General features: G+C 53.6%; 11 protein-coding genes. All 11 read left to right on the top strand.

Features of this window, described 5'->3' with window-relative positions:
• The first annotated feature begins 178 nt into the window (after window positions 1-178).
• Window positions 179-970 carry an ABC transporter permease gene (locus EN750_RS06565; protein ID WP_127395951.1) on the top strand — a complete coding sequence of 264 codons (792 nt, stop codon included), beginning with the start codon at window positions 179-181 and terminating at the stop codon, window positions 968-970.
• A 134-nt stretch (window positions 971-1104) separates the two neighbouring features.
• The gene (locus EN750_RS06560) at window positions 1105-1677 is read left to right on the top strand and encodes an ATP-binding cassette domain-containing protein (RefSeq protein WP_245482638.1); all 573 of its coding nucleotides are present in this window, start codon (window positions 1105-1107) and stop codon (window positions 1675-1677) included.
• A gap of 99 nt (window positions 1678-1776) precedes the next feature.
• A complete protein-coding gene (locus tag EN750_RS06555; protein WP_245482637.1) occupies window positions 1777-2826 on the top strand; it encodes a glycosyltransferase family 2 protein in 1050 nt (349 codons plus the stop codon).
• Window positions 2798-3421, top strand: coding sequence for a methyltransferase domain-containing protein (locus EN750_RS06550; protein ID WP_127395949.1), 624 nt, complete (start codon window positions 2798-2800; stop codon window positions 3419-3421). Before EN750_RS06555 ends, EN750_RS06550 begins: the two co-directional genes overlap by 29 nt.
• A 4-nt stretch (window positions 3422-3425) precedes the next feature.
• On the top strand, window positions 3426-4358 hold the full coding sequence (locus tag EN750_RS06545) for a lysylphosphatidylglycerol synthase domain-containing protein (protein WP_127395948.1): 933 nt from the start codon (window positions 3426-3428) through the stop codon (window positions 4356-4358).
• Window positions 4355-6862: a hypothetical protein gene (locus EN750_RS06540; protein WP_127395947.1), complete on the top strand. Its 2508-nt coding sequence runs from the start codon at window positions 4355-4357 to the stop codon at window positions 6860-6862. The genes EN750_RS06545 and EN750_RS06540 overlap by 4 nt, the downstream gene beginning before the upstream one ends.
• A 141-nt stretch (window positions 6863-7003) precedes the next feature.
• Window positions 7004-7300 (top strand): hypothetical protein, encoded by a 297-nt coding sequence (locus tag EN750_RS06535; RefSeq protein WP_127395946.1) that lies wholly within the window; start codon window positions 7004-7006, stop codon window positions 7298-7300.
• Between the two features lie 67 nt (window positions 7301-7367).
• Window positions 7368-8300 (top strand): glycosyltransferase, encoded by a 933-nt coding sequence (locus EN750_RS06530; protein ID WP_127395945.1) that lies wholly within the window; start codon window positions 7368-7370, stop codon window positions 8298-8300.
• Window positions 8301-8329: 29 nt separating this feature from the next.
• Complete coding sequence (locus EN750_RS06525; protein WP_164781678.1) at window positions 8330-8731, top strand: GtrA family protein; 402 nt, start codon at window positions 8330-8332, stop codon at window positions 8729-8731.
• Window positions 8732-8763: 32 nt separating this feature from the next.
• On the top strand, window positions 8764-9462 hold the full coding sequence (locus EN750_RS06520; RefSeq protein ID WP_127395944.1) for a methyltransferase domain-containing protein: 699 nt from the start codon (window positions 8764-8766) through the stop codon (window positions 9460-9462).
• Between the two features lie 49 nt (window positions 9463-9511).
• On the top strand, window positions 9512-10022 hold a 511-nt coding region (locus tag EN750_RS06515), incomplete at its 3' end, for a hypothetical protein (protein WP_210212729.1).

The raw sequence follows: 10022 nt of genomic DNA, 5'->3' as shown, positions 1-10022 counted from the left end.
AAGTCACACAGCATCAGCATGCGTTCAGTTTTGCCGCAGTTGACTCTGCTCCCCACCGCGTTACGACGCAATGCGTTGCCATATGCCCATCGAAATGGCTATTAGAGACGGGCTTGGTGGTTCGCTATGGCCAGCGAAGAATAATGCGCCAGAATAACGGATTGCGATACTCCCAGCTATGATTGCGGCACTAAACGGCGCTTTTGACGACATCTCAAAGGCCATGAGATTACACCGGGTCTGGATCGCGCTTGCCCACGAGGACATCGGCGACCAGCACAGACGCACGACGCTCGGCCCGCTTTGGATGCTGGTCAATTATTTCGCTTTCGTCGGCACTTTTGTCTTTGTTTTCGTGACCACCGACGCCAGCAACCCAAGCTATATAGCCTATGTAGCCATCGGCATGCTGGTCTGGTTTTATCTCACCGAGACCATCACCATGAGCGTGTCGCTTTTCCAGCGAGAAGCGAGCTTCATTCAAGGCACAACGCTGCCGCTGTTCGTCTATGTGATGCGATTGACGATGCAATGCATCATCAGGGCTGCTTATTCGTTGGCGGGTTGCGCTCTTGTTCTGCTGCTGGGCGGTTATGGGATCAGCGCGAATTGGCTGCTATCGCTGCTGGGTCTGCTGCTCATCATCCTGGCAACGCCTGCATTCGTAACGGTTTTTGCGTTCTTGGGCGCCTTCTTTCCCGATAGTGAGTTCATCGTCGGGAATCTGATGCGGGTCGGCATGTTCTTCACGCCGGTGTTCTGGGTCTATAGCGGTCAGGAAGGCGTCCAAAAATATGCCTATCACTGGAATCCCTTTACCTATTTCCTGGAGGGCGTACGTGAGCCGATCACGGCCGGCATATTTCCGACGCATGCGTTGGCCGTGGCTGGTTACATCAGTCTCGGCCTATGGGCTCTTGCGTTGCTGTTGTTGGGCCGTTATCGCAAACGCATCGTTTTCCTGATCTGAGTTCCATGACATCCATCCAACTGAACAATGTCAGCCTCGTTTATCGTCTGTTCGAAAAATTGACACTTTCGGCGCCTGGCCGGCGTCGCAGCGCTCTTGGCGGCAACATAGCCAAGTCGGGCACCAAGCAGGTCGTGCAGGCGCTCGACGATGTCAGCTTCGAACTCAAGGCAGGCGACCGGTTGGGCCTTGTCGGCCCGAATGGCGCCGGCAAGACGACGCTGCTCAAGGTTCTATATGGAATCTATCAGCCGTCGGGTGGCACGATATCGATCGCGGGCAAGGTCGATGCCCTGTTCAACATCAACATAGGGTTTCGCCCAGAGGCCACCGGGCGCAGGAACATCGTGCTGAGAGGATTGATCAGCGGCTGGACGGCGACCGAGATCGAAGAGAAGATGGAAGAAATAATCGATTTCAGCGAACTGGGTGACTTCATCGACCTGCCGTTCAAGGCGTACAGCCAGGGCATGGCGGCGCGCCTGGCATTTGCGGCGGCGACCACGCTCGAGCCCGAAATTCTGCTGATGGATGAATGGATTGGCGCCGGCGACGCATCGTTCCAGGAAAAAGCCAAACAACGGATGGACCAACTGGCGGAAAAAGCCGGCATCATCGTATTGGCCAGCCACGACGATGCGCTCATCGAGCGCGTTTGCACGAAGAAAATGACGCTTCGGGCTGGGCGGATCGAGTCCCTGGTTTAAAAGCCGCCTCGCGATCAATTGGCTTGATATCCAAAGTTCTTCAGGTCCATGCCGTGAATGGCAGCCAGCCGGTCTTAAGAAAAAAGAGAAGAGGGTGGATTGTCAAAGCTTATCATCCAGATCCCATGCTTGAATGAGGAGGGAACACTCGCCGTCACGCTTGCAGACCTGCCGCGCCGGGTCGAGGGTTTCGACCAGGTAGAGTGGCTCGTGATCGACGATGGCTCCACTGACCGCACAGTGGAGGTTGCCCGGGAAAACGGTGTGGATCACGTGGTCTCGCTGCCCCACAATCAGGGGCTTGCCAAAGCCTTCATGACCGGCATTGAGACCGCGTTGAAGCTCGGCGCCGATGTTATTGTCAACACCGATGCGGACAACCAATATGATGCCTCCTGCATTCCCGATCTTGTCCGGCCCATACTGGACAAAAAGGCCCTGATCGTCGTCGGCGCAAGGCCAATCAGCGAGATAGAGCATTTTTCACCCGTCAAGAAATTTCTGCAGAAGCTTGGAAGCCTGGTCGTCAAGCTTGCCAGCGGCACGACGGTTCCCGACGCGCCGAGCGGTTTCCGTGCCATCCACCGCGACGCGGCGATACAGCTCAACGTCTTCAACCGCTACACCTATACGCTGGAAACGATCATCCAGGCGGGACGCAGGAACATTCCGATCACCTCCGTGCCGATCCGCGTGAACGGCGATCTCCGGCCCTCGCGGCTGGTCAAGAGCATACCAAGCTATGTGCGGCGCTCCCTGATAACGGTCGTGAGGATCTTTGTCGTCTATAGCCCGCTGCGCTTCTTTTCGGTGTGTGCGGCCATAGTCGCCACGCCGGGTTTGATCATGATCGCCCGGTTCCTTTTCCATTATCTAAGGGGTGAAGGCAGCGGCAACATTCAGTCGCTGGTTCTCTCCAGCGCCTTGCTTGCCCTTGCTGGCATCCTCGCCATGAGCGGTATCCTTTCCGAACTGATCGCGGTTAACAGACAAATTCTCGAAGAAATCAGGATCAGGCAACTGCAACAGGAACATCGGGAAAATGCATTGATCCGCTCGCTTTCGATAGATCGCGAAGGTTCCAAGGTTCAGGCAGGTAAAATAAGCGGGAATAGTGTAGATGAACGAAGCGCCAGCAGCCTACGATAACGTTCCGGGCAATTACTACGACAAATACAATACCCGGAATCCGATCGCACGATATCTCATGGATGGCTTTCTGAGCAGTTTCGATATGTTAACGGCGAAGACAGGCGTCCAAAACGCTTACGAGGTCGGCTGCGGCGAGGGAAATTTGTCCATTCGCCTTCATGATCGGGGGTGGAATGTTCGCGGCAGCGACCTGGAATCCGTCAGTGTTTCGGAGGCTAATGAGCAATGCACGAAGCGTGGGCTGGAGCCGATATTTGAAACACGCTCGCTTTTCGACCTGACACCGGAAGTCGCTTCGGCCGAACTGGTGATCTGTTGCGAAGTTCTCGAGCATATTCCCGATACCGAACAAGCCCTTGCGATACTCAAATCGCTTGCCAAACCTTACCTTCTAGTCAGCGTGCCACGGGAGCCTGTCTGGCGGGCACTTAACATGGCCAGAGGCAAATACATCTCAAGCCTTGGAAACACGCCGGGGCATATCCAGCACTGGTCATCCGCATCCTTCATCAACCTGCTGGGCAAATCGCTGGAGGTCGTGGAGGTCCGCAAGCCGCTTCCTTGGACCATGGCCCTTTGCCGTTGTGACTGAGACAATGCAGACGGCACCAACAGCCAAAAGCAGAAAGCTGAATTCAATAATTCGTGCCGGGGGTCTGATTGTCAGCCTTGCCGCGCTTGTCTTCGTCGGATTGGCGATCCATCGCTCCTTCGGCGACCTGCAACGACAACTGATTTCACCATTTTTTCTGATCGCCATACCGGGCTGCGCCATCGCCTATGCCGTCATCCTGCAACTGGTCGGCATCGCGTGGTATCGCTTCCTGGTTGCCGTTGACGGGCCGTCCCTTGCGTTGAGTCGTGCGCTTGGCATTTTTGGGAAGACGCAGATCTTCAAATACCTGCCGAGCAACGTGATGCATATGGTTGGCCGGTTTGCCCTCGCCCGCAATGCCGGAGCGTCGAACAAGGCGCTTGCCTTTGCCCAGATAGGGGAATTGTCCATCATCGTCCTTGCCGCAGGAACGTTGGCCGCGTTGCTGGCATGGCCGGTTTTCCAGGATGCCTATGCGCGCTATGGTCTCGATAACCCTAGATTGCTTGCGGGAATAATCGCCGCCGGGCTTTTGGCGCTTGCGGTCGGGACAGCGCTTTTGTTCCGCTTCAGGATCGCCGGCGTCGGGAGAAGAGCGCTAACCGCCTCTGCCGAAGCCTTTCTTCTCTATGCACTGTTTTTCATCGGCAATGGGTTGCTGATCGTTGCGCTTTCCAGAACCTTGGACGATGCGGGGCACGTGGCCGAGCTGGTCGGCATAGGAGCGGCTGCCTGGCTCATTGGCTTTGTCGTTCCGGGAGCGCCGGGTGGCCTTGGGGTGCGTGAAGCAGTTCTGATCATGGGGCTTACCGCCGCGGGCCTGCCGCCTCCGGCAGCCACCGCGGTTGCTCTCGGCAACCGGCTCGTCACCGTTCTCGGAGACTGCCTGGTCGCCCTGGTGGAATTGATATTGCAAAAGGGGAAGAGCGCATGAACACGCAAATGGGGGAAGCATCCGTGCAAAACAGCCATTTGCCGGAAGAGACCCCATTTCTGCGACACATCATTTCGATGGTGCTTCTTTTCGTCCTCGTCCTGGGAATCGTCGGCGTCAATCCTTTTCGGCAAACGCTGGCACCAATGGATCTGCTGCTGGCTTATCCAGGATGGGACAATGCTGGGATCGACACCCCACTTATCAATGCGGAGCGTTCTGACGCGCTGGATCACCGCCTGCCGAACTGGCGAGAGTTTAGGCGAGAGTTATGGGAAGGGCATATCCCGCTATGGAACCCCCTGCATCAGCTGGGTGCAACTGGCATCCAGGCGCCTATTTATGAGGGCCTTTCTATACCTTTTATAGTTTATGCCCTCACGCCAAACGAGGCCATGGGCTACACGTTCGCAATTCTTACGAACTATCTCCTGGCTGCCTTTGGCACTTATTTCCTGCTGTTCTTCATGTTCAGTAATCGCAGGGCGGCAGTTTTTGGTGCCATGGTATTTGCATTTTGCGGTTTCAACATCGCATGGGCACATTGGCCGCACCTGACAACGAGCGCTCTTATTCCATGGGTTCTCGCCACTCAACTCCGATACTGGCAGACAGGCCATTTGAGTTGGGCCTTAGGATTCACTTTCAGCGTAGCCTTGATGGGCCTAGGCGGCTTTCCATTTGTGGCCCTCCTTGGGGCCATCTCGTCACTGATACTGGGAATCGTAGTTCTTCTTGCCGAACTCAGAAGTATCGGCATCAATCAGCTCCCGATCAGGCGAATTGTCGGGCTCGGCTGCGCAGGCACTGCCGGTGCATTCCTCGCCCTCCCCGGCCTTTTGCAAACCAGAGACATTCTCGATTCAACTGATTTGTCTAGCCGAACAAGTGGGACAGCATTCTCCCCTTACGACATTATCTATATGTTTGGCTCTGATTTTTCAGATCATTTAGGCGTCGAGCGCACTTTTTCGGCTGGAATACCAGCCGCCATCCTAACTATTCTTGCAATATACATAATCTTTCGGGCACGAGATCGATTTTCCGTCTTTGGGTTAATCATCGCAATATTCACAATGGCAACTGCGTTTGGGGCAGCCCCTGCCAACCTTGTGAAATTAATCCCTGGATTCGATTTAAACACCTGGAGTAGAGCATCTATACTGTTTGGATTGTCAGTAGCTATACTCTCTTCCTATTCGATTCATTACATATCTCCCACATCATCAAAATACGAACCTTATTACAAATCACATATCATTCTGTTCATATGCCTATTTCAGGCAATTAATCTCGGCTACTGGTTCAGGCAAACCAATGCGAGACCCGACATCGAGACATTCTTCCCAGAAACCCCGTCAATATCGTATGTCTTATCAAAAATTCTTCCTGGTCAGAGCATCATTTCAGACGACAGCTTTCTTTCCTCTGGATTTTTATCGAACTATCGATTGCCAGAATTATTTGCCCATGGCTTTCGTACCGACGCTCAAAAGAAAATAACTCAGGACATAGCGCCTTCTTATCAGACAACATATACCGCCTCCGTCATTCAATGCTCTGACATTAATTTCTCCAGCCGAGGAATTACCTATGCTGCCGTCCGCTTCTTCCTCGTCAGAAGTGGATGCGCCACCGAATTGGCATATGAGACCTCCGGCATTGGCCAGAGACCCACTCTCCCCCTTAACAACGGTGCCCTCAAAGGTAACTTGGTAATTGACAAGCCCATGAGTGCGACGAGTGTGCAGGTGTTATTGGCAACATATAATGAGGTCTACGCTCCCTCGGCATTGATATTTGATCTTTACAAAGATGAACTTCTCGTGGCTCACGCTGAATTGCCACCGGAGGCGATACGTGACAACCAATTCGCCACCTTCAGTTTCAACCAAGCCGCTCCTCTTGTGACCGGAACGTATCGGTACGTCATTTCAATGACCAAGCCCGACAGCCAAAAGATGCTCAGTGCATGGGCCTTCGAAACCGCCGGGGGCGCAACCTATCAAGTTGGGTCGAGTGTATTTCCCGGTATCCCAAAAATTAGAGTTATTGAGAAAACTCATCTTCCTCAAAATTTCTCGATCACGCCGGTAGAGCCGGGCATTGATGTTGTCGAAAACCACGCGATTCTAGGCTCGGGCTATTATGTGCATGGGTTAGACGGGCAAGCGGAAGCAGATTTTGGCTCGGTGCGACTTGCAACATATCGACCGGATGACGTGACAGTGGAATATTCAGGCGCAACACATGGATGGGTCATTTTCCCCATCCGCACCAATAAATATTGGCGGGCCACATTGGATGGAAAGGCGGTAGAGCTAAAAAGCTTTTTAGATTTTTTTCCTGCTGTCGAGGTGAACGGGCAGAGCAAAATTCGGTTCTACTATGATAGCAGTCACCTGCTGAAAACGCTGGAACTCTGCATCGCCGGCTTCGCCGTCTCAGTCATTCTCCTAGTGATGACGAACGGCAGAGCCCCTCGATTACCAACAGGCACATGAACGATTATCCCTACCTCCGGTTCTGACCTGCTGCTGTCATCAGTGCTCGCCACATAACTGAAGGAGCATGCGAGGCAGCCGGCGTGACGAGGACTTTGCCGACTGCTAAGGTCCGCCCCAACATCGACTTTAGAGGAAATGATGGACATTTTCGACCCATCCGTCGCGATTTCGCCAAGCGCCCAAAGTGCAGTTGATATTTTCAAAGGCGAATGGTCGTCCAAATCTCCAGCGACGGCCGATGCCACAACAGCCCCCGGGAGCGCGCCGCCCTCTTTGAAGGCTCACGTATCGACTGGCTTTCGAAAACCGTTGAGGGATTTTTCCGGCAAGCGCATCCTGGAACTCGGACCGATGGAAGCGGGACATGCTTACTTGATGTATCAAGCAGGGGCGGAATCGATACTCGCGGTCGAAGCCAATTGCGATCCTATCTGAAATGCTTTTGCGTGAAGGAAGTCTTCGACCTCCTCCCCCCGGGCTGTTGCGAAAAATGACAAGCGCCATGACTAACAAGAACCGTGAACACAAAATAGCAGTACTTGTTCCTTGCTACAACGAGGAGCTAACTATTGCTGACGTAATTCATGACTTTAAATCACACCTACCCGCAGCCGATGTGTACGTTTATGACAATAATTCGAGTGATGACACCTATAACGCGTCTGTTCGCTCAGGAGCGATTGTACGCAAAGAAAAAAGCCAGGGAAAAGGAAACGTGGTTAGGCGAATGTTCAGCGATATTGAGGCGGACATCTATATTTTAGTCGATGGGGACGGCACTTATGACGCGTCTGTAGCCCAACGCCTAATTGATGAGCTCTGTTCCGGCCCCTACGACATGGTAAATGTCGCGCGTGTGGCTGAGAATTCCGACGCATATAGAAGCGGCCATGAATGGGGGAACAAGCTCCTAACCGGCCTCGTTCGACGAATTTTCGGCGCAGCAACCACCGACATGCTATCTGGATACAAGGCGTTTTCGCGGCGCTATGCTAAATCGTTTCCCGCCCTATCGACCGGGTTTGAGATTGAAACCGAGCTTGTGGTGCATGCGCTCGATCTCCGCTTACCCCAATCAGAGATCACAGCCCCCTACCGCGAACGACCAACTGGTTCCGCGAGCAAGTTGCGGACCTACAGTGATGGCTTACGAATACTGCGCTTGATCGGTTTCCTCGTGAAGGAGGAGCGGCCGCTTGCCTTCTTCTCTATTGTGGCGGGTATCTTGGCGATGCTCTCTCTGCTCATTGGCGCGTCTGTCATCATCGAGTTTATGGAAACCGGCCTCGTACCCCGTTTGCCGACAGCGGTTCTTGCGACGGGCATCATGGTGTCCGCGCTGCTCTCGTTATCCAGCGGCTTCATTCTTGACACCGTTACGCGCGGCCGGCGCGAGGCGAAGCGCTTGGCCTACCTCCGATATCCGGCGCCATGATCCACAGTAGGCGCGTCGAGGCAAAACACATGAGGCAGCGCATCAGAAAGCTTCCCGATTTCCTCGGCGTGGGGGCACTTGGGTTCATAGTCGATGCTACCGTATTCTTCGGGTTGACACTGATTTTTTCCACTCAATACTGGCGCGCGCGGATCATTGCCTCCATTGTCGCAATCGCCACAACATGGGCGATCAATCGAGTTGCTACTTTCTCGGCATGGCGCGTCTATACCGCGTTTGCCGAGTTTTTGCGTTACCTGGTTGCGAGCTCTGTCGGAGCGGGAGCCAACCTTGCCGTAATGTCCGCAATTGCTCCCCACGACGCCAGTCTACGGCACGTTCCTGCCTATTGTGCGGGCGCAGCCGTTGGCCTGGTGGTCAATTTTCTTCTCTACAACATGTTTGTCTTTCCCGGCAACAGGAAGGCGTAACGGTGCACGCGATAAACAATGGAGAGGATGTCGTGAATAAGACGAACGATAATGGAGGGAATATTGACTCTATTTACTACAGAGATGGCGTGAATAATTCATTTTCGATGCGCCTTCTAAAACGCGCCCGTATGGCGATGATGAATTTGTTCATGGAAGAGCTGTCACCAGGCAGCACTTCCAGCATCCTGGATATTGGCGTCTCCGACGACGAGAATGGCGGGGCCAATTTCCTCGAGAAACACTATCCGTGGCAACACAATATCACTTGCGTCGGCCTGGGCGACGGGAAGCAGGTCGTCTCCAACTACCCAAAAGTCCATTTCAAACAAATACGCGCTGGAGAACGGTTGCCCTTCGAGGATCAAAGCTTTGACATCGCGTGTTCCAACGCGGTAATAGAGCATGTTGGAGGGCCTGCACAGAGGACCGAGTTTATCTCCGAACATCTAAGGGTCGCAAAAAAAGTTTTTATTGCCTTTCCTAATCGTTGGTTTCCTGTTGAGCATCACACAGGTCTTCCGTTTCTGCACTACACGCCCCGGCTCTTTCGGACACTGCTGAATGGAACCAGATATTCGTACTGGACGCACCCAGAAAATATGGACTTTTTGGATGGCCGATCTATTATGAAAGACTGGCCCAAATCAGGGAGAAGTCCGGCTGCAATAGTTAACACCGGTATTCCTCTAGGTCTTTTTAGCTCCAATTGTGCCGTTGTCGTACGATAGCTGAAGATACTTGCGGTATATGGAACCCATTCCGGCGGGAAGAGATTTGATGACTGGGACCACTGTGGAGTTACAGAGATGGAGCTTGCTTGGGTTCAGTTGGACTGAGGCGCAAACCGCGCCCGTACTCCTGATTTCGCTTCTTGCAGTTGCTGCCGTCTATGTCGGATTGGCGCTCACGCCGTCGCACTATGCGATGGGCCTGCAATATCTTGGCTCGCATGCAAGGCCCTTGCTTCTGTCAGCCCGCCCCATTCGATCGGACGAATGGATCGTCCTAACGCCGCTATTTCAAACTGCCGTCCGCGGCGGCTTTTCGACCTTCAACCAGATTTCCCCTTATCATGAGTCCCTGAAAGGGTTCTGGGCTTTGCCTATTCTGGATTGGTCTCTTGTCTTCAAGCCGCAGCTTTGGGGCTTTTGGGTCTTGCCGCCGGCCTATGCTTATTCTCTGTATTTTGCCGTGCTTTGGACGGCGTTTTTAGCTGGTTACACCATCCTTTTGCGGCAATTTGGTGCCGATCTGTGGATCGCAGTGTTCGGTGCCGGCTGCCTTTTCT

The organism is Mesorhizobium sp. M7A.F.Ca.ET.027.03.2.1 (assembly GCF_003999175.1).
Lineage (GTDB): Bacteria > Pseudomonadota > Alphaproteobacteria > Rhizobiales > Rhizobiaceae > Mesorhizobium.
This window is presented reverse-complemented; position numbering and strand designations above follow the sequence as displayed.

Excerpts from the sequence above, each read along its gene's own strand:
- EN750_RS06525 (WP_164781678.1), top strand. The coding sequence starts at position 8,330 with ATGAGGCAGCGCATCAGAAAGCTTCCCGATTTCCTCGGCGTGGGGGCA.
- EN750_RS06550 (WP_127395949.1), top strand. The coding sequence starts at position 2,798 with ATGAACGAAGCGCCAGCAGCCTACGATAACGTTCCGGGCAATTACTAC.
- EN750_RS06535 (WP_127395946.1), top strand. The coding sequence starts at position 7,004 with ATGGACATTTTCGACCCATCCGTCGCGATTTCGCCAAGCGCCCAAAGT.
- EN750_RS06540 (WP_127395947.1), top strand. The coding sequence starts at position 4,355 with ATGAACACGCAAATGGGGGAAGCATCCGTGCAAAACAGCCATTTGCCG.
- EN750_RS06530 (WP_127395945.1), top strand. The coding sequence starts at position 7,368 with ATGACTAACAAGAACCGTGAACACAAAATAGCAGTACTTGTTCCTTGC.
- EN750_RS06565 (WP_127395951.1), top strand. The coding sequence starts at position 179 with ATGATTGCGGCACTAAACGGCGCTTTTGACGACATCTCAAAGGCCATG.
- EN750_RS06545 (WP_127395948.1), top strand. The coding sequence starts at position 3,426 with ATGCAGACGGCACCAACAGCCAAAAGCAGAAAGCTGAATTCAATAATT.